General features: G+C 68.8%; 17 protein-coding genes and 1 pseudogene. 15 read left to right on the top strand and 3 right to left on the bottom strand.

Translation table 11 applies throughout. The features are described from left to right. The first annotated feature begins 36 nt into the window (after window positions 1-36). Together ACFYXB_RS40795 and ACFYXB_RS40790 are read left to right on the top strand one after the other, a co-directional pair. Window positions 37-1,149, top strand: coding sequence for an aminotransferase class V-fold PLP-dependent enzyme (locus ACFYXB_RS40795; protein WP_389590165.1), 1,113 nt, complete (start codon window positions 37-39; stop codon window positions 1,147-1,149). A gap of 84 nt (window positions 1,150-1,233) precedes the next feature. Then, a complete protein-coding gene (locus ACFYXB_RS40790) occupies window positions 1,234-1,434 on the top strand; it encodes a LuxR C-terminal-related transcriptional regulator (protein WP_389590163.1) in 201 nt (66 codons plus the stop codon). Window positions 1,435-1,552: 118 nt separating this feature from the next. On the opposite strand, the gene ACFYXB_RS40785 is transcribed toward ACFYXB_RS40790, so the two are convergent. Continuing rightward, entirely contained in the window at window positions 1,553-1,984 is a 432-nt protein-coding gene (locus ACFYXB_RS40785; protein ID WP_389590162.1) for an alpha-L-rhamnosidase C-terminal domain-containing protein, read from the bottom strand. Between ACFYXB_RS40785 and ACFYXB_RS40780 the strand changes: the two genes are divergently transcribed. The 7 genes from ACFYXB_RS40780 to ACFYXB_RS40750 all read left to right on the top strand — a co-directional run bounded on the left by ACFYXB_RS40780 (window position 1,890) and on the right by ACFYXB_RS40750 (window position 10,175). Beyond that, window positions 1,890-2,105 (top strand): hypothetical protein, encoded by a 216-nt coding sequence (locus ACFYXB_RS40780; protein ID WP_351360153.1) that lies wholly within the window; start codon window positions 1,890-1,892, stop codon window positions 2,103-2,105. The genes ACFYXB_RS40785 and ACFYXB_RS40780 overlap by 95 nt on opposite strands. 185 nt (window positions 2,106-2,290) lie before the next feature. Beyond that, complete coding sequence (locus tag ACFYXB_RS40775; protein ID WP_389590160.1) at window positions 2,291-3,322, top strand: LacI family DNA-binding transcriptional regulator; 1,032 nt, start codon at window positions 2,291-2,293, stop codon at window positions 3,320-3,322. A gap of 155 nt (window positions 3,323-3,477) precedes the next feature. After that, the gene (locus tag ACFYXB_RS40770) at window positions 3,478-5,778 is read left to right on the top strand and encodes an endo-1,4-beta-xylanase (RefSeq protein WP_389590158.1); all 2,301 of its coding nucleotides are present in this window, start codon (window positions 3,478-3,480) and stop codon (window positions 5,776-5,778) included. Between the two features lie 7 nt (window positions 5,779-5,785). Then, on the top strand, window positions 5,786-7,267 hold the full coding sequence (locus tag ACFYXB_RS40765) for an ABC transporter substrate-binding protein (RefSeq protein ID WP_389590156.1): 1,482 nt from the start codon (window positions 5,786-5,788) through the stop codon (window positions 7,265-7,267). Between the two features lie 13 nt (window positions 7,268-7,280). Continuing rightward, a complete protein-coding gene (locus ACFYXB_RS40760; protein ID WP_389590155.1) occupies window positions 7,281-8,288 on the top strand; it encodes a carbohydrate ABC transporter permease in 1,008 nt (335 codons plus the stop codon). A gap of 15 nt (window positions 8,289-8,303) precedes the next feature. Beyond that, window positions 8,304-9,191, top strand: coding sequence for a carbohydrate ABC transporter permease (locus ACFYXB_RS40755; RefSeq protein WP_351360132.1), 888 nt, complete (start codon window positions 8,304-8,306; stop codon window positions 9,189-9,191). 12 nt (window positions 9,192-9,203) lie between these two features. Then, complete coding sequence (locus ACFYXB_RS40750; protein ID WP_389590152.1) at window positions 9,204-10,175, top strand: Gfo/Idh/MocA family protein; 972 nt, start codon at window positions 9,204-9,206, stop codon at window positions 10,173-10,175. A gap of 30 nt (window positions 10,176-10,205) precedes the next feature. Here ACFYXB_RS40750 and ACFYXB_RS40745 read toward each other — a convergent pair whose 3' ends face one another. Then, window positions 10,206-11,405, bottom strand: coding sequence for an RNA-guided endonuclease InsQ/TnpB family protein (locus ACFYXB_RS40745; RefSeq protein WP_389590150.1), 1,200 nt, complete (start codon window positions 11,403-11,405; stop codon window positions 10,206-10,208). A gap of 179 nt (window positions 11,406-11,584) precedes the next feature. Between ACFYXB_RS40745 and ACFYXB_RS40740 the strand changes: the two genes are divergently transcribed. The 6 genes and pseudogenes from ACFYXB_RS40740 (at window position 11,585) to ACFYXB_RS40715 (ending at window position 18,116) form a co-directional block, all read left to right on the top strand. Continuing rightward, window positions 11,585-12,574, top strand: coding sequence for a Gfo/Idh/MocA family protein (locus tag ACFYXB_RS40740; protein WP_389590148.1), 990 nt, complete (start codon window positions 11,585-11,587; stop codon window positions 12,572-12,574). Beyond that, window positions 12,571-14,553: a hypothetical protein gene (locus ACFYXB_RS40735; RefSeq protein ID WP_389590147.1), complete on the top strand. Its 1,983-nt coding sequence runs from the start codon at window positions 12,571-12,573 to the stop codon at window positions 14,551-14,553. The genes ACFYXB_RS40740 and ACFYXB_RS40735 overlap by 4 nt, the downstream gene beginning before the upstream one ends. Continuing rightward, window positions 14,546-15,313: a phytanoyl-CoA dioxygenase family protein gene (locus ACFYXB_RS40730; RefSeq protein ID WP_389590145.1), complete on the top strand. Its 768-nt coding sequence runs from the start codon at window positions 14,546-14,548 to the stop codon at window positions 15,311-15,313. Before ACFYXB_RS40735 ends, ACFYXB_RS40730 begins: the two co-directional genes overlap by 8 nt. A 334-nt stretch (window positions 15,314-15,647) precedes the next feature. Further along, window positions 15,648-16,736: pseudogene (locus tag ACFYXB_RS40725) on the top strand (integrase core domain-containing protein). Window positions 16,737-16,835: 99 nt separating this feature from the next. Next, entirely contained in the window at window positions 16,836-17,444 is a 609-nt protein-coding gene (locus ACFYXB_RS40720; protein ID WP_389590143.1) for a hypothetical protein, read from the top strand. 96 nt (window positions 17,445-17,540) lie between these two features. Further along, the gene (locus ACFYXB_RS40715) at window positions 17,541-18,116 is read left to right on the top strand and encodes a transposase (protein ID WP_389590141.1); all 576 of its coding nucleotides are present in this window, start codon (window positions 17,541-17,543) and stop codon (window positions 18,114-18,116) included. A 427-nt stretch (window positions 18,117-18,543) separates the two neighbouring features. Here the strand turns inward: ACFYXB_RS40715 and ACFYXB_RS40710 are convergent, their stop codons facing one another. Then, the gene (locus tag ACFYXB_RS40710) at window positions 18,544-19,479 is read right to left on the bottom strand and encodes an ornithine cyclodeaminase family protein (protein WP_389590140.1); all 936 of its coding nucleotides are present in this window, start codon (window positions 19,477-19,479) and stop codon (window positions 18,544-18,546) included. Between the last annotated feature and the right edge of the window lie 218 nt (window positions 19,480-19,697).

The following is a 19,697-nucleotide window of genomic DNA, read 5'->3' as shown; positions in this document are numbered from 1 at the left end:
TCGACCCGCACGCACCATCCCGGAAGGACGAGCTCCGTGCTCACCTCATACGCTGCCCACTTCGACACGCCCGCCGGGTACCTCGACTTCGCACGCTTCGGTCCGCCTTCCCGGGACGCCCTCACCGCCACCGCACGCGCCCTGGAGGCGTCCGCCCGCGCCGACCACACCACCGTGGACACCCTGATGCGCGCGGAGGAGGCCGCGCGGAACACGGCCGCCCGCCTCGCCGGCACCGACGCTCAGCACACCGTGCTCCTCCCGAACGCCTCCACCGGTCTGTTCCACGCAGCTCTCGGCATACGAGAGGGCGTGGTCCTCGTCCCCCGCGCCGACTTCCCCGCCAACCACTATCCGTGGCACCGCGCCGCAGACCTGGGCCGGGCCACGCCGCGCTGGATCGACCCGGCCCCTGGCGCCGGCGTCACCGCCGATTTGGTCCGCGCCGCACTGACCGACGACGTCGTAGCCCTGTCCGTCAGTGCCGTGGACTTCCGCACCGGGTTTCGTGCCGACTTGGCCGCGCTGCGCGAGGCGATCGGACCCGACCGGCTCCTCATCGTGGACGCCATCCAGTCATTCGGCGTGACCCAACTGCCCTGGGACGCGGCCGACGTGGTGGTCACAGGCGGCCAGAAATGGCTGCGCGCCGGATGGTCGACCGGCTTCGCCACACTGTCCGACCGCGCCCTGGAATCCCTGGAGCCGGTCCTCACCGGCTGGACGGGCGTCGAGGACGCCGGCCTCTTCGACGGAACCGAGCACCCGCCCGCCCCGGATGCACGACGGTGGTCGATCACCAATCTGAGCCCGGTGACGGCCGCGGCGTTCGCGGCCGCGCTGGACCTCGTCGAGCGGCACACCGTCACCGCGATCGAGGCCGCGATCAGCGCACGGATCGCCGAACTCGCCGAGGTCGTCAAGGAATACGGCGGCCGCGTCCTCTCCCCCACCGAGCCGGCGCGGCGCGCGGGCATCCTCTCCTTCACCATGCCGGAACACGATCCGTCCCTCGTCGCCAAGGCACTTCACGCCGAAGACGTCACGCCGACCGTGCGCACCGACTCGCTCAGACTCTCCCCGCACGCCTCGACCCCGCAGGAGACATCCGAACGGGTCGCCGCAGCCCTGTCGTCCCTGGGACGTTGAACCCGGCCACGCCCCACCCACGCGGCGCGACAGACCGCACGCGACACGTTGCGCACCGCGTACGACCTGTTCACCTCGATGGGCATGAGCGCCTTCGCCGAGCGGACCACTCGTGAGCTGCCGGCCACCGGTGAGAACGTCCGCAGGCGTACCGCCGACGCCACCGACGATCCCACCGCGCGGGAGTTGCTGATCGTTCGCCTTGTGCGCGAGGGCTTGACGAACCCGGAGATCGAAACCCGGCTCTTTCTCAGCCCCTGCACCGTTGAATGGCATCTGCGGTAGACCTTCCACAAGCTCGGCGTCACCACCCCACGGAGACAACTGCGCAACTCCCTCGACAGCGGGACCTGACTGCTGCGCGGGGATCCGGCTCCCGGTGTGAGGTGGTGCTGTCGGCCCGTCAGTGGGTCGGTGCCGCGTGGAAGGCGGTGTGGCCGGATCCGACGCGGTAGACGACCCTGCCGTCCTCGGTCCCGAGGTAGGTGGCGTTGCCGCTCACGCGGTAGTCGGCGCCGGCCACCACGGGCAGCGCGACCGTCGCGGTGACGTTCACGGGAATGTCGACCTTGGTGGTGACCCCGTACCGGCCGCGGCGCCAGTCCACGCCGATCTCGCCCCGCTCGGTCCACTGGGGGCCCGAGGCATGGTTCAGCCCCTTGTCGGCGGGTGCGATGCGCACCATGGACGCACCCGGTGAGGTAACGGTCAGGCCGAGGACGCCCTCCAGGATTCCGGTGATGCCGGCACCTCCCCACCCGTGCGAGAAGCTCTCACTGCTGTTCTGGGCGACCTTGTCGCTGGAACAGCTGGAGGTGGCGCAGCCGGGGGTCACTCCAGCCGGGTTCGACCCCGCCGCCGCCCTCGACGCCGTCCGCCGCAGCTCCCTGGGCCCTGTCGGCATCGCCGGCGCGGACGTCGACCTTGACCAACCGTCACCTCGGAGTACCCCCTGACTCCGGCCGTCCGCCGCCCAGTTGGCGAGTCGGTGACGTACGCCGGCTCCCTTCCGCTCAACATCTTTTGCCATGCGCATTGACGGTGGACCAGTCCAACGCTACGTTCCCCAAACAGCGTTGGACTGGTCCAACAGCTCGCTTACGGCCTTTCGTTGGACCAGTCCAACAGAAAGAGGAGCGGCATGGCCAAACTCACCATTCGCGATATCGCCCGGCTTTCCGGACTGTCGAAGTCGACGGTGTCCCTGGTGCTCAACGACAGCCCCAAGGTGGATCCGGAGACCCGCCGCCGGGTGCTCGCCGTGATGCGCCGGCACAACTACGTGCCGAGTTTCGCCGCGACCGCGCTCGCCAAGGGCAACACCGGCCTGATCGGAATGATCGTGCCCGGTCTGACCTGGCGCTTCATGGCCAACATCAACTACGGCGTGGCCAAGGTGGTCGAGGACACCAAGTACGAGATCGTCCTGTTCACCAGCACCAACGAACGGGACTACGGCGGTGCCATCGACCGGGTCATGAGTTCCGGTCTGTGCGCCGGGCTGATCGTGGTGACCCATGACCAGCAGCCGCTGGACCGTCTGGTCGAGCTGCACCGCGGCGGCCTGGCCACCGTCCTGGTCGACACCCTCGGCGCGGTGAGCGACCTGCCCGCCGTCGGCGCCGACAACCACACCGGGGGGCTGCTCGCCGGCCGTCATCTGCTCGGTCTCGGCCACCGCAGGATCGCCAGCATTCTCGGACCGCTCGACCATCCGTACGTCCAGGAGCGGCGCCGTGGGCTGCGGGACGCCTTGAACGAGGCCGGTGTGGAGATCGACCCGGCGCTCGAGGTCGACACGAGTTTCCAGGAGGAGTTGATCCGCAGCCGTGTCCGCGAGCTGCTGCGGCTGCCGGCCGACCGCCGCCCGACAGCCCTGTTCGCCTACCACGACTCGGCGGCCTTCACCGTGCTCGACGAGCTCGCGGAAGCCGGCGTACGGGTACCGGAGGTGATGTCGGTGGTCGGGTTCAACGACATCGATGCCGCCGCGCATGTACGCCCGGCGCTCACCACGGTCCGGCAGCCGTTCTCCGACATGGGACGGAGGGCCGCGGACATCCTCCTCGCCGCCCTCGACGGCACCGAACCCGACGGAGCGTCCTCGCGCATCGTCCTTCCGACCGAATTGATCGTCCGGGACAGCACCGCCCCCGCCCCGGCAGACCTTTAGCGTTCACCAACCCCCACGGATTCACCTTTCGCGTACCGCCTCACCCTCGGTGGAGCCGCAGCACGGAGCAGTAAAGCGCCGTGCCCACCTATACCCGGAAGGGTCATTCAATGAGGCACTCCATCAATTCCAGACAAATTCCCCTCACAACCCCGGTGATAAAGCCGGTCGTCTTTCTCGCCGCCCTTTTCCTCACCGTCTTCTCCCTTCAGACAGTCCCGGGCGCCGCCCGCGCCTCGGCCGACCCGGTCGAGATCATGGGCTCGGACCCGCTGACCGCGTTCACCGAGACCAAGGGCGACCCGCCCCCGCAGTACCAGGTCGTCCCCGTCTCCGGCTCGTCCGACTTCGCCGAGGCGCTGCAGGTCACCACCACGTCGGCCCCGAAGAGCGCGGGTCTCGACGGGGAGTACGAGATCACGCTGGGCGCGAAGACCGCCGCCGCCGTCAAGACGAACGACGCGGCCCTGGCGACCTTCTGGGCCCGTTCGATCACCCCGCCCTCCGGCCAGGACGCGGGTTACGCCACGTTCGCGTTCGAGCGCGACGGGGGGTCGTACAAGAAGTCCGCGACCGCGGCGCTGCGCTTCACCTCCGCCTGGCAGAAGTTCAGCTTCCCCTTCCGGATCGCCGAGGACTACGCGCCGGGTGAGGCGCACTTCCAGCTGTGGCTGGGCTACGGCGCGCAGACGCTGCAGATCGCTGGCGTGTCCGTCGCCGACTGGGGCCAGGGCGACCCGGCCGGATTCCCCAAAGTGACTTATCGGGGACGCGAGTCGAACGCAGGGTGGCGCAACGCCGCCGACAAGCGCATCGACGAGTACCGCAAGGGCAACCTGAAGGTGCATGTCGTCGACGCGAACGGCCATCCGCTGCCCGGAGCCTCGGTCAAGGCGGACATGCTGAAGCACGCCTTCAAGTTCGGCACCGCGGTGGACGCCGCGACGATGATGCAGAACACCGCCGACGGACAGAAGTACCGTCAGGCGGTCACCAACGGCGACTTCAACCAGGTGACCTTCGGCAACAACCTGAAGTGGACGCACTGGGAGAACGCCACCGAGCGCGAGACCGTCACCAAGCCGACCCTGAAGTGGGTGCGCGAGCAAGGCCTGGCCATGCGCGGCCACAACCTCGTCTGGCCGTCCTGGGGTAATCTCCCGGCCGATCTACAGAACCTGCAGAACGACAAGACCGCGCTGCGGGCCCGGATCGACAACCACATCACGGACGAGGCCGGCGCGCTCACCGGCAGCATCGACAACTGGGACGTCGTCAACGAGCCGTACTCCGAGCACAATCTGCAGGACATCTTCGGGCCGGACGAGATCAACCGCTGGTACGTGCTGGCCAAGCAGGCGGACCCCAAGGCCCGCCTGGTCCTGAACGACTACGGCCTCATCGAGAACAACGGCTGGTCCAAGCGGCACCAGGACTACATCTACAACCTGGCGAAGCGGATCAGGGACGGCGGCTACGGGGAGGGCGGGTACCCGATCGAGGGGATCGGCCTGGAGAGCCACTTCACCGCCCTGCAGCCCACCCCGCCCGAGGACATCTACAAGCTCCTCGACCGCTACGCCTCCCTCGGACTGCCGCTGGAGGCCACCGAGTTCGACATTCCCACCACCGACGAGCAACTGCAGGCGGACTACACCCGCGACTTCATGACCATCCTGTTCAGCCACCCGGACGTCACCGCGATCAGCACCTTCGGCATCTGGGAGAAGAACATCTGGAACCCGCTCGCCGCCCTGTACCGCGCCGACTGGTCCCTCAAGCCCAACGGCCAGGTCTGGCACGACCTGGTGACCAGGCAGTGGTGGACCAACGCCTCCGGTTCCACCAGCGGCTCGGGCGACTACTCCACGCGCGGCTTCCTCGGCGACTACCTGGTCACGGTGACCGCAAACGGCGCCACCGAGAAGGTGCACGTCCACATGCCGTCCAACAGCGGCACGACGATCACCGTCGTCTCCGACGGCAGGAACTCGGACGACAAGGAGCTCCTGGCCAACGCGGACGCCGAGTTGGGCAGCGCCAACTGGTACGGCTTCAGCCCGAGCACGGTCAGGCCCGACACCAGCACCGTGCACTCCGGCTCGGTCGCCGTCCGCTCCACCGGCCGCACCGCGGAGTGGCAGGGCCCGGCCGAGGGCGTGCAGGTCGCCTCCGGCCAGAGCTACACCTCCAGCGCCTGGGTACGCCTCGCCTCCGGCACGAGCGCGACCGCACAGGTCAAGGTCAAGCTGTCGTACACCGACGGCACGTCGGAATCCTTGCCGCTCGCCTCCGGCACCGTCTCCACGGGCGCCTGGACGCAGCTGAAGACCTCCTCCGCCGTACCGCTCGACTTCCACGGCAAGACCCTCGCCAAGGCCGAGTGGTGGGTCAGCACCGCCGCCGGCGCCGGCGATCTCCTCGTCGACGACGCATCGCTCAAGAACGGAGCGTAGGGCCCCCATGTCAAAGAGAACGTCATCCCTCAGCAGGCGCGGCTTCCTCGCCGCCGGCGCCGCCCTCGGCGGCACCGCCCTCACCACCGCCCTGACCGGTTGCTCCAGTTCGTCCTCGGACTCGGCTCCTCCCGGTAGCAAGACGATCAACCACTGGGACTGGTACGTCAGTCAGGAGCATTGGCTCAAGCGTGAGATCGAGCTCTTCGAGAAGCAGCACCCGAAGATCAAGATCAAGCGCACGGTCCAGGTCAGCGACAAGTACCCGGACTTGATCAACCTCGCCTTCCGCGGTGGCCGGGCCCCGGACATGCTGATGATCCCGCCGAACCCGAAGTTCGACGACCAGGTGGGCCAGGGCTGGCTGCGCGACCTCGACCCGCACGCCACCGCCCAGTGGCGCGGCCGCTTCCCCGACGGGAACTTCTTCAACGGCGTCAACATGGTCAACGGCAAGGTGTACAGCGCCCCCTTCGGCGGCGCCGCTCCCTGGCTGCAGCTGTACATCCACAACGGGCTGTTCAAGCAGGCCGGGATCACCAACCCGGACGGCACCGTCAAGATTCCCAAGACGTGGGACGACGTCACCGCCGCAGCGGCCGCGATCACCAAGAAGAGCGGCGGCAAGGCCTACGGGCTCGGCTTCGGCAACGCGCAGAACGCCTCGCTGCCGTGGTGGGTGGAACTGTTCGTGCGTGGCGCCGGCTCCCCCGCCGGCTACGGCGTAGACGGTCCCGACTACCGGGTCGGCAAGTGGACCTTCGGCTCGGACCGCAACTACGCCGACTTCCTCGGGCTGCTCCTCGAGTGGAAGAAGAAGGGCTACATCTACCCGAGTTCGATGTCGATGGGCGACGAACAGGCCCGCGCGTTCTTCGAGCGCGGCAGGTTCGGCATGATCGTCGGCGGCGTGTGGAACCAGCCGACGTGGACCGAGCACCACTTCACCGACTACAGCCTGACCACGCTTCCGTCGCCGACCGAGACCCCGAAGGCGTTCTTCTACTACCCGCCGGGCGGCCGGGTGTGGGCGCTCTCCCAGCACTCGGACGTCTCCGACGAGGCGTGGGAGTGGTTCGACTGGCTGCACGGCCCGGAGGCGGGACAGCGCTGGGTGGAGGCAGGGCAGGGCCTGTCGGTCTTCCCCGAGGCGAACCAGAACGCCAAGATCACCTCCAAACCGTTCGAGGCCTTCGTCGACACCCGCAAGTGGGCGCTTCCGTGGCCCGTGCCCGCGATCCGCAACCCCGACGCGTCCAAGGTCGTCGTCGCCGCTGTCAAGCCGGACCTGCCCGACGTGATCACCGGCCTCTACACGGGCCAGCTCGGGGACATGGGCAACGCCCTCACCGAACTCGAGGACCGCCGCAACAAGGCCCTCGCCGACGGCGTCAAGCAGGCACAGTCCGAGGGCGCCAAGGTCAGCCTGGACGACTGGGTGTTCAAGGACTGGGACCCCACCAAGCCATACCAGAACAAGCCGGCGTGAACCGGAGGTCCGTGTGCAACTCCTCGACACCGCCGCTCCGAGCCCGCCTACCCGCGGGCCCGGGGCGGCCCCCGCGCCACCGCCGTCGAAGGCCGGTCTGTGGCACCGGCTCAAGGCGGGACGGTGGAGCTACCTCTACCTCGCCCCGCTGCTGGCGCTCCTGCTGACCTTCGTCGTCTACCCGATCTTCGGCTCGCTCGCCTACACCTTCTACCGCTGGAACGGCATCGGCTCCCCCGAGGACTTCGTCGGGCTCGACAACTTCCGGCAGATCATGCACGACTCGATCTTCTGGCGGGCCGTCGGGCACACTTTCGTGTACGCGATCATCGTGGTGCCCGTGCAACTGGTCATCGCGCTCGTCCTGGCGCTGGTGCTCAACAACAAGAAGCTGCGCTTCTCCGCCTTCTACCGCACGCTGTTCTTCCTGCCGGTGGTCACCTCGCCCGCCGTCGTCGGGGTGGTCGTCCAGCTCATCCTGTCCAACTTCGGCGACACCCTGAACGGCTGGCTGCTGGACGCCCACCTCATCGGCCGGCCCGTCGACTGGCTCGGCAACCCGACCATCGCGCTAGGCATCATCGTCCTCGTCGGCATCTGGCAGACCCTCGGCTACAACCTCGTCTACTTCCTCGCCGGGCTGCAGACCATCCCCGAGGACATCTACGAAGCCGCGAAGATCGACGGAGCAGGCCGCCTGCGCACGTTCGTGCACATCACCGTGCCGTTGCTGCGGCCCGTCGGCCTGATGATCGTCATCCTCGCCTTCCTCGGCTCCTTCCAGGTCTTCGACCTGGTCCAGGTCCTCACCGGAGGCGGCCCCTACTTCGGCACCGAAGTGGTCAACACGTACATCTACCACCTGGCCTTCGGCGGCAACCAGGCCCAGGCCACCGAGCCCAACGTCGGCCTGGCCTCTGCCGCTTCCTTCTTCTACGGCCTGCTGCTCATCGGCTTCTCCGTGCTGCAGGTGCTCATCTTCCGGTCCATCGCCAAGCGCCGCGCCATCGGGCGCGCCTGACAGGGAGGCAGCGACATGGCAGTCCTGGTCTCCACCGACCGCCGCGGCCGGACACCCGCGCGCCGCCGCGCGGCGATGCGCCGCACCGCCGGCCGGTCCGTGACCCATCTGCTGCTCCTGGGCGGCGGCCTCGTCTGGCTGTTCCCGTTCCTGTGGACCCTGGGCAGCTCCTTCAAGAGCGCCGACGGGTTCTTCTCCCGCGGCCTCAACCCGCTCCCCGGCGAGGTTCACGCCTCCAACTACACCAGCGCCTGGAAGGAGGCCTCCTTCGGCAGCTACTTCGTCAACACGGTGGTGGTCGCGGGCGGTTGCGTCGTGCTCACCCTGCTGGCCACGTCCATGGCCGGCTACGTGCTCGCGCGTACGGACTTCCCGGGCCGCAAGGCCTGCATCGGCCTGATCTCGGTGACGCTGTTCCTGCCGCACGGCTACACGATCATCCCGATCTTCGACATCGTGCGCAGCCTGCACCTGCTCGACACCCTCTGGTCCGTCATCATCGTGCAGTCCTCCAGCAGCCTGGTCTTCGCCACTTTCCTGTTCATGGGCTACTTCTCCACCATGGACCGGGAGATCGAGGACGCGGCCAAGGTCGACGGCGCCAACTTCCACCAGACCTTCTGGCGCGTCATGCTCCCGCTGTCGGGACCGATGCTCGCCACCGTGGGCCTGTTCACCTGCATCAGCGCCTGGAACAGCTTCTTCATCCCGCTCGTGTTCACCCTGTCCAGGCCCGAACTGCACACGCTACCCGTGGGGATGTACTCGTTCCTCGGGCAGAACTCGACGGACTGGACGTTCCTGTGCGCCGGATCCGTGATCTCACTCGTACCGATCGTCGTGATCTTCCTGCTGCTGCAGCGCTACTTCGTCAACGGTCTGGCCGGCGCCGTCAAAGGATAGAAGGGATCATCCGTGCCCCTGCGCCTCGCCATCCTCAGCTTCTGGCACGTGCACGCCCGCGACTACGCCCGCCAGGCGTCCGCACACCCCGACACGGAGATCACCGCCGTCTGGGACGAGGACACCGCCCGCGGGCGTGCCCGGGCCGCCGAACTGGGCGCCCGTTTCCATCCCGACCTCGGCGGACTGCTCGCCCGCGACGACGTCGACGCGGTCGTCGTCACCTGCCCGACCACCGCGCACAGGGAGGTCATCACGGCCGCCGCGACGGCCGGCAAACACATCTTCACCGAGAAGGTCCTCGCCCCGACCCCTGCCGAGTGCGCGGACATCGTCGCCGCCGCCGAGAAGTCCGGTGTCACGGTGATGCTCGCGCTTCCCCGGCTCTACGAGGGATACACCACCGCGATCCGCCAGGTCCTGGCCGGCGGAGCCCTCGGCCGCCTCACCCTGGTCCGCGTCCGCCTCGCCCACGGGGGGTCGGTCGGCGAGGGCTGGCTCCCCGAGCACTTCTACGACCCGGCCGCCACCGGGGGCGGCGCCCTCATCGACCTCGGCTGCCATCCCATGTATCTGGCCCGGCTGTTCCTCGGCCGTATGCCCGAGACCGTGACGGCGTCCTTCGGCCATGTGACACAGCGCGCCGTCGAGGACAACGCCGTCGCCGTGCTGCGCTGCGTGGACGGCACGCTCGGCGTGGTGGAGGCGTCCTTCACCGCACCGGCCTCCCCGTTCTCCATCGAACTGCACGGCACCCAGGGCTCCTTGGTGTACGGCACCCCCGAGCCCCGGCTGCTCCTGAACACCGGCGGCGACTGGCGCGAACTGCCCCTGCCGGCCGCCACCGGCACACCCTTCGACCTGTTCGTACGCCATGTCGCCGACGGCACCCGCGACGAGGAGAACCTCGCCCTCGGCCTCGACCTGACCGGCCTGATGGCCGCGGCGACTCACAGCAGCCGCGAGGAAGGAAGCCGCGTTTGACTTCCTCTCCCTCCTGAAGGAGGGAGAGTCCTACGGCTCGCGCCGCAGGGTTTCCTGCTTCATCACCGACTGCCCGCCCGGAGAACTCCGTTGAGGTCTTACACCGGCTCCACAGGCCGACGCCGCCAGCCCGGCGGCCAGAATGTTTTGCGCCGCATTCACATCACGGTCATGGGTGACGCCGCACCCGCACGTCCAGGTACGGACGGACAGCGGCATCTTGTCCTGCACACTTCCGCAGGTCGAGCACAGCCTCGAGGAGGGGAAGAAGCGGTCGACCACGATCACCTCACGGCCATACCACCGGGCCTTGTACTCCAGCATGCTGCGGAACTCACTCCACGCCGCGTCACTGATGGCGCGGGCGAGCGTGCCGTTCTTGAGCAGGTTACGGACGGCGAGGTCCTCGATCACGATCGTTTGGGTTTCACGAACGAGCCGAGTAGTGATCTTGTGCAGGGTGTCGCGTCGCCGGTCGGCGACGCGGGCGTGGATCAGAGCCACCTTCCGCCTGGCTCTGGCCCGATTCGCGCCATCGCCTCGGGCCTTGCGGGACAGTTCCCGCTGGGCCCTGGCCAGGCGGGCGCGGTCGTGCCGCTCGTGCCGGGGGTTGGTGATCTTCTCCCCACTCGACAGGGTCAGCAGGTGATCCAGCCCGGCGTCCACGCCGACCGCGGTGTCCGTCGCGGGCAGCGCCTGCACGCCGGGGTCCTCAAACAGCAGGGACACGAACCAGCGTCCGGCCGCATCCTGCGACACGGTCACCGTCGACGGCTGTACGCCCTGGGGCAAGGGGCGGGACCACATGATGTCGAGCGGTGCCGTCATCTTCGCCAGCGTCAGCTGGCCGTCACGGAACCGGAACGCGCTGGTGGTGTACTCGGCGGACTTACGGGACTTCTTCCGCGACTTGAAACGCGGGTACTTCGCCCGCTTGCCGAAGAAGTTCGTGAACGCCGCCTGCAGGTGGCGCAGGGCCTGCTGCAGCGGGACCGAGGAGACGTCGTTGAGGTAGGCAAGGTCCTCGGTCTTCTTCCACGCGGTCAGCATCGCCGAGGTGGCGTTGTAGGTGACCCGCTCCCGGCGCAGTGTCCACGCCTGCGAGCGCGCCGCCAGGGCCAGGTTGTAGACCTTGCGCACGCATCCGAACGTGCGCGACAGCTCCGCTGCCTGCGCATCGCTGGGATAGAAGCGGTACTTGAACGCCCGCTTCACATGGGTGGCCCTCACGTCTCACAAACTAGCCCATCGACTCGTGCCCCTTGGGTAGTTGGGGACAGACGCCGGTCCCGCCCTGGCGGCAAACCGGCTCTCCCTGCCCTGCTCAGCAGAAGTCCGTTTCCTCTCCCGCCTGAAGGCGGGGGTATCCACGGAGGGATTCCGATGATCGCCGCCCAAGGACCTCGCATATGACCGTCTCCATCGGCCTCGTCGGCTGCGGGAACATCTCGCGCGCCCATCTGAGCGGCTATCTCGGCGTCCCGGAGCAGGCCGCCGTCACCGCCGTCGCCGACGTGGACCCCGTCGCCGCCACCGAACGTGCCCAACAGGCGGGCGGTGCCGAGGTGTTCGACTCGTACCAGCGCTTGCTGGACGAGGGCGACATCGACGCTGTCGACATCTGCCTGCCCCACCATCTGCACGCCGATGCCGTCATCGCCGCCGCCGAGGCCGGCAAGCACATCCTGTGCGAGAAGCCGCTGTGCCTGACGCTCGACGAGGCCGAGCGGATAGCCGATGCGGTGGAGGCCGCCGGGGTCACCCTGATGTGCGCGCACAACCAGCTCACCCTGCCCGCCGTCGCCCATGCCCGCGAGCTCATCGACTCCGGCGCGTTGGGCCGCGTCTACGAACTGCGCACCACCGACAGCTTCTTCAACGACTTCGACCCGGCCACGATGGGCTGGCGCGCCCATGCGGCCACCAGCGGCGGCGGCGAACTCATCGACACCGGCTACCACCCCACGTACCTGCTGCTGTATCTGGCGTCGGGCCGCCCGTCCGCGGTGACGTCGATGCTCAGCACCCACCGGCTGAAGTTCATGGAAGGCGAGGACTCCGCGCGAGTGCTCGTGCGCTTCGCCGACGGCGCGGTCGGCGAGGTGGTGACCAGCTGGGCGTACGAAACGGCGCCGTACACCGGGAAGTTCTCGGTGGTCGGCGAGCTCGGCGGTCTGTGGAGCGACGGCGCGACGTTGTGCCACAAGGCGCGCGGCAAGGCCGCCACCACGGTCTCATTCCCGGCGGTCGACTCCATCCCGGCCGTCTGCGCGGACTTCGTGCGCCGGATACGGGACGGCGAGCGGCCGGTGCACACCCACGAAGAGGGCACGGACGTGCTCAAGGTCATTCTCGCGGCCTACCGATCCGCGCGGGAGAAACGGGAGATCGGCCTGTGACCGGCTACGACACCGGCGACTTCGACTTCGACCTGCGGCGGGGCCTCGCCGACACGCTGTGGACCTCCAGCGGCTGGTCCACGACGGCGCTCGCCCAGGGCACGGTGTGCGGGGTGGGCGCCTGCTACGCCCCGCCGTACGCCGCCCCGCAGGCCCGGCTGGCCGTCGTCCTGGAAGCGGACCACATCCGCATCACCGACACGGGCGCCCCGGGCATGCACGGCACCGGGCTGCTGCCCGCGGGCGGGACCTGGCGGCTGGACGGCATCGAACGGCACGGCACATACCACCGCCGGCACGAAGGGCGGCTGGTGTCTCTGCAGGTGCGCTCCGAGCTGACGCCGCTGCACGGGCGCCCCGGCTACGCGCTGCGCGTGGCCGTGCGCAACCGAGCCGACCGAGAGCTGACGCTGCGTCTGCTGCCCGAACTGACGGCGGGGCCGGTCGGCGAGGTGCCGTTGGGCGCGTGGGGCTGGATGCCGCCCGAACCCGAGACTGCGGCACAGTCCCCGGTGGCGCTGGTGCACGGGCCGCTGGAGGTGGCGCTCGGGCCGGTGGACGAGGCCGTCTTCGAGCTGGCGGTACTGCTGGACGGCGCCGGGCCGGGCGGCTCTCCCGGCGAGTTGGCGGCACAGTCCCGCACCCTGACCAGCCGGCGCGCGGCCCGCGCCCTGGCGCGGGTGCCCCGGCTGACCACGGACGTGCTCGGGCTCGACGCGTACTACCGCCGCTCGCTCGCCAGCGGACTGGTCTGCCTGTGGGACAACCCGGCCTTCGCGACCGTGCCGTTCCCCGCGACCTCCGGCATCGACGGCGGGGCGCTGTGCGCGTACGCCTGGGACACCGGCGGCTACGCGCCGCACACCCTCGCCCTGCTGCTCGGGCGTGGCGTGGCGGACGTACTGGAGGCGATGGTCAAGGCCGACTTGACGGACCACTACGCCATCGCTCCCGACGGCAGTGGCACCGGCGTCGCGTACGCCTACAGCGGCTGGTCGCTGGTGACGCTCGCGCACGCCGCCGCCTGCCACGACGGCATCGCCCCCGACCTGGTGGCACGACTGCACGAGGCGGAGGCGCAGCTCGCGGACCGCTTCCCGGCCGCGGGCGAGCTGCGTGACTACGGCGCCCAGCACAACCTGCTCGAGATGCGCTCCACCGGCTGGGAGCACGTCGTCGCCAGCCCCAACGCCGAACGGGCCTGGAGCTTGGACCTGCTGGCGGAGCTGACGGAGGTGAGTGGCGCGCCGGTGCCGGCGGCGCCGCTGCGGGCCCGGGCGCACCGCATCCTCAAGGCCGTCGCGGAGGAGCTGTGGGACGCGGAGGCGGGATGGTTCCGCAGCCGCTACCCCGACGGGCACACCGAACTCGCTTACTCCGTCCAGGCTTTCGACGCGCTGCGCGCGGGCGCCTGCACCCCGGCGATGGCCGACGCGCTGCTGACGCACCTGCGCGACGGCGCCTTTCTCGGCCCGTACGGCGTGAGCAGCGTCTCCGCCGAGGACCGACTGCACTACGAACTGGGCGACATCGACTGGTCCGGCGGCGGATCTTATACGGGCGAGGCCCCGCAGCTGGCGCTGACGCTGTGGGAGCGGGGCGAGCCGCGATTGGCCTGGGACGTGCTGCGGCGGGTGCTGTGGATGGGCGAGCACTTCCCGTACTACCCGCAGGACCACTACTGCGACCGTCCGGCGGCCCCGCCCCGCGGCCGACGCGCCAACGTGATCGCGGGTCTGACCGGCGCGGAGGCGGTCCTGCTCGGCCTGACCGGGCTGCGCCCGCAGGTCGAAGGCGCGCTCGACGTTTCGCCTCCCGCCTGGCTCCCCGGCGAACTGGAACTGCGCGGGCTGCGCTACCGCGGCCACGAGATCGACCTCAGGCTGTCCACCGACGCCTGCGAGGCGTCGGTGGACGGCCGCGTCATCCACACCGGGGCACCGGCCCCGCTGCGAATCCTGGGAGTGCCCGATGAGTGACGTCCTCGACCGTTTCGAGCGCGACGGATACGCCGTCTTCCGCGAGGTCATCGACCCGGAACTGGTGCGGGAGGCGGCCGGCCACGTCGAGTGGCTGCAGCACCGCCACCCGGACCTACGGCCCGAACAACTCGGCCACACGCTCCTCCGAGACGACCCGTTCTGGCTGCGCCTGATCTCGGACGACAGGCTGCTGGACATCGCGGAGACCTTTGTCGGCCCGGACATCGCGCTGTTCGCCTCGCACTACATCAGCAAACCGCCGTACTCGGGACAGCCGGTGCTCTGGCACCAGGACGCGGCGTTCTGGCCACTGGAGCCGATGCGCGTGGTCACGCTGTGGCTGGCCGTCGACCACTCCACACCGCAGAACGGCTGCGTACGGCTGATCCCTGGCAGCCACCGCGGCGGCATCGAGGCGATGCGGGCCAACACGGCGGTGGACAACGTGCTCGGCGAGGAGATCGCGGTCGAGGTCGACGAGTCGGCCGCCGTCGACATGGTGCTGGCCCCGGGGGACGTCGAGGTGCACCACCCGAACATCGTGCACGGCAGCAACGCGAACGCCTCACCACGACGCCGCTGCGGTCTGACCATCCGCTACATCCCGACATCGACCCGCATCACGGCAGACGAACAGCCGTACCCGAGCGCGTTCCACCTACGCGGCGACCCCGGCGTGAACACCTACCAGCCCTGGCCCACCTTCGACCCTGCACGGCACTATCGGTTTGCGGGGGCGAAGGTGGGGCGGGGGTAGAAGCCGTCGGTCAGAAACTGGAGGCCGGGACATCGTGGGCAGGACGTAACGCGCGCGTGACGGCTTGCGTTCGGTAATTCTGCCGCACCCCTCTGACCTGGGCTTACGGGGGCCGAAACGGCTGTGCCCTGCTAGGACGGGTTGCAGAGGCGATCGGAGGCAGCCAGAGGAAAACGCTCTGATTCGACCCCGGTTCGACCCGGGTCGCTCGGAGGCAGTCAGAGGCGATCCCTCTGTAACTCGCCTGTGCCGCTCGAAAACACGATTCTGGTCCTGATCTGCAGGTTTCCCGGACCGGAGCAGTGCCCCGCACGGCGTCTGCGGTGATCCTTCGATGCCGCTGTCCATCGTCACCGCGCTGGTCCGGAACCTGATCACGGTGCCCGCTGCGGTGCTGCGCACACGCGTGGCCAAGGATGCGGAAGTGCTGGCGTTGCGGCACGAGAACGCGGTGCTGCGCCGCCAGATCGCCCGGGTCCGCTACGAGCCCGCCGACCGGGTCTGGCTCGCTGTTCTTTCCCGGCTGGTCCCGCGTGAGCGTTGGCGCCAGGTCTTCGCGGTCACCCCTGCCACGCTGCTGGCGTGGCACCGGAAACTCATCGCGCGGAAGTGGACGTTCCCCCAGCATCGCCGCCCCGCCCTGGCCGTCCACCGCGCGCACCGTCAAGCAACTCATTCTGCGCCTGGCCAAGGAGAACAGTACGTGGGGCCACAGGCGCATACAGGGCGAACTCGCCCGCCTCGGCCATCCGATCGCCCCGTCCACGGTCTGGGAGATTCTGCACGCGGCCGGCATCGACCCCGCCCCGCAGCGCTCCGGCCCCACCTGGCGCCAGTTCCTCACCGCCCAGGCCCACGGCATCCTCGCCGCCGACTTCCTGCACCTGGACTGCGCCGTCACCCTCAAGCGCCTGTATGCCCTGGTCTTCATCAAGCACGGCACCCGTCGCGTCCACCTCGCCGGCGTCACCGCCCACCCCACCGCCCAGTGGACCGTCCAGCAGGCGAGGACCTCACCACGGCACTGGATGGCCGCATGGACTCCCTGCACTTCCTCCTCCGGGACCGGGACAGCAAGTACACCATCGCCTTCGATGCCGTCTTCGAGGCCGACGACGTGGAGATCCTGCTCAGCCCACCGCGGGCACCGAGAGCGAACGCGATCTGCGAGAGAACCGTGGGCACCCTGCGCCGCGAGGTCCTCGATCGGGTCCTGATCTACAACGAGGCCCATGCTGTGAAGGTGCTGACCAAGTACATCCAGCACTACAACGGGCACCGGCCCCACCAGTCCCGGCAGCAACTGCCCCCGGAGAGCAACGAACCACCTGCTCCGGCCACCGTCACCGACCTCCAGGCTCACCGGATCCGGCGACAACCCGTCCTCGGAGGATCGATCAACGAGTATCACCGCGCCGCCTGACCGAACGACATCACCACAGCTCACAGCACCGACTCGTATTTTCGAGCGGTACAGGCACGGCCGATCGAATACCTGCCGGACGGGACGTACCTGGCCCGGATGAACCTGGCCGGACAGAAACGGGCGGCACCGGGGCACGTCGTGCTGCGCGTGGTCGAGTACCGGGTCGACGGCGGCGAGGTGATCCGGCTACTGACCGACCTGCTCGATCCCGGGCAACACCCGGCAGCCGAACTCGCCGCCCTGTACAGCGACAGGTGGGAAGCTGAATCCTCATATCGCCAGGTCAAGACCTTTCAGCGCGGTCCGCAGCAGGTCCTGCACTCCGGCGACCCGGACTTGGCGCGCCAGGAGGCGTGGGCGCATCTGGTCGTCCACCACTGTCTGATCCGGATCATCATGGAGCTCGCCGACGGCGGAAAGATCGACCCGGACCGGGTCTCGTTCGTCAAGGTGCTCAAGCACGTGCGGCGCAGTGTGGTCAGTCAGACCGCGAACACCACGGTGAAGATCGGCAAGTTCATGGCCATGCTGGCATCGAAGCTGATCCGGAAACTCGACAGTGGACCACGACGCAGACGCGAAGCCGACCGCCTGATCAAGCGCCCCGACTCGAAGTACTCCTTCCGGGCCAAGGGCCAGGTGCGCTGGCCCACCCGCAAGACGTCAGCGAAGGTAGTCACCTTGCACCCATCAATAGTTCAGTAGCTCAAGCAACGGCATTGACTGCTGCGCTGGAAGTGGAAGCAGAAACCACCACGCATCGGACGGCCGCCGATCTGCGAGGAACTCACCGCCCTCATCGTGCACCTCGCCCGCGAGAACCCCGCGTGGGGTTACACCAGGATCCAGGGAGAGCTGTTCCGGGTTGGCGCCGCTACCATCCGCCGCATCCTACGCAGCGCCGGTCTCGACCCCGCACCTCGCCGCAGCCCCGATGCGGGGCCGCCCTGGCGCCAGTTCCTGCGTGCCCAGGCCTCCGGCCTGCTCGCCGCCGACTTCTTTCACGTCGACACCGTCACCTTGAAACGGCTGTACGTGTTCTTCGTCATGGAGGTTGGCACCCGTGCCGTGCACATCCTCGGCGTCACCGCCCACCCCACCGCGGCCTGGGCCACCCAGCTCGCCCGCAACTTCCTGACCGACCTCGGCGACCGCGCCACCGCCTTCCGCTACCTGCTGCGCGACCGCGACAGCCGCTACACCGAAGCGTTCGACCAAGTCTTCACCGCCGACGGCATCGAAATCCTCAAGAGCGCGCCACAGGCGCCGCGGATGAACGCCCAAGCTGAGAGGTTCATACGTACCGCGCGAGCCGAGTGCACCGACCGGCTGCTCATCTACAACGAGCAGCACCTGCGACAGGTACTCGCCGAGTAAGCCCGCCACTACAACGCCGGACGGCCACACCGAGCCTTGCACCGTCGCGCTCCCGCCGTTATCCCGTTCCCCGCCCAGCGGATCCAGCGCCACGACATCCTCAACGGGCTCATCCACGAGTACCGCAACACCGCCGGATAAAGATCACGATATCTGATGAATGCGCAGGTCAGCCTACATTCGGAAGTTTTGGAACCCTACAGGACCCTGCTGGTTAATTGGCGCAGCGTCACAGCAGCGTTCCCGGAGGCACCAATTCCCGTACGACTTGCCCCGCATTGACACATGTCCGCGACCGGCGAGTTCCAACGTTTGACCACGTTGAGTAATTAGCCACCAGGATCCTACAGGCCTCTTCCACGAGTACGCACATGCGGCCTGACCAGCTCGGACGTAATAATCGGCACCCGCAGGCCAGGGTACTTGGCTACTGCTCGGTCACTGCGGGCGGTGGCGCGAAGTGGAAGGGCGTGCCGAGGTCCCGGCCCTGCGCCGTACGCAGCAGCAGCGCGGCCATCGCGGTGTCCACGAAGGCGATGCCGACCGAGTCGAAGACCACGCGCCGGGTCCGGCCCGCGTCGCCCGGCAGCGCCACCGCCCCGGTGATCACCGATCCCAGCTCGCCCAGGGCCGCGTTGCCGGAGGCGTTCGGATGGAACGCGACCTCGCCCACCCGGGTAACCGCCTCGAGGTCGTCGGCCACGATGACCGCGTCGGCGAGTACATCGGCCGCCAGTTCGCGCTTACCTGGTGAATCGGCGCCCATGGCGAGGACCAGCGTCCCCTCCCTGAGGTCCGCCGCCGAGAGCAGGGGTGACCGCGACGGGGTGCAGGTCACCACGATGTCCGCCTGCGCGGCAGCGGAGGCGGGAGTGTCGTGGACGTGGATGGACACCGGCCGGTCCGCGGTCCGCGCCAGCCGCTCCGCCCGATCGCGGTCCCGCCCCCACACATGGAAGGCACCGACTGCGATGTCGTGGGGCATGGCGGCCAGGACGCCGCCTGCCACCCTGCCGGTGCCCAGCACCGCCACCGAGCAGCCGTCCTTCGCCCCCAGGGCACCCGCCGCCACCACAGCGGTGGCCGCGGTGCGGTATGCCGTCACATCCGCTGAGTCCAGCACGGCACGCAGGGTCACCTGGTCAGGATCGAAGACCAGGATGACCCCGAGGGCGCGCGCAGCGTCCGGGCGGAGGTTCGCCTTCACGGAAAGCAGGGCGGGGTCGAGCAGCCCGCCCGCCTTGAGGTGCAACGAACCGTTCGCCATGCCGACCTGGGCCGCAGCCGGTTGCATGATGCCGCCGGTCGCGGCCGTCCGGAACGAGTCGCGTACGGCACTGATGGTGTCCGGCCAGGTGAGCATGGATCTGATGTCGAGCAATGCTCAAGACCTGTGGATCGGCCTCGGCAGGGGTGCCTCGCGGAACGCGGAGGGCGTACCTTCCCGAGTGATCGACTTCCGGTCATCGAGTAGGCCCGCGTTGGCGCGCGGGTCGGGAAGGCACGCCCGGTGCGACGTGAAGTCACATCGCACGCAGAGTCCGCAGGGGAGGAGACGTGTCATGCGGACCTGACCAGTGA

The sequence above is a fragment of the Streptomyces sp. NPDC002619 genome, from assembly GCF_042889305.1.
Lineage (GTDB): Bacteria > Actinomycetota > Actinomycetes > Streptomycetales > Streptomycetaceae > Streptomyces.
This window is presented reverse-complemented; position numbering and strand designations above follow the sequence as displayed.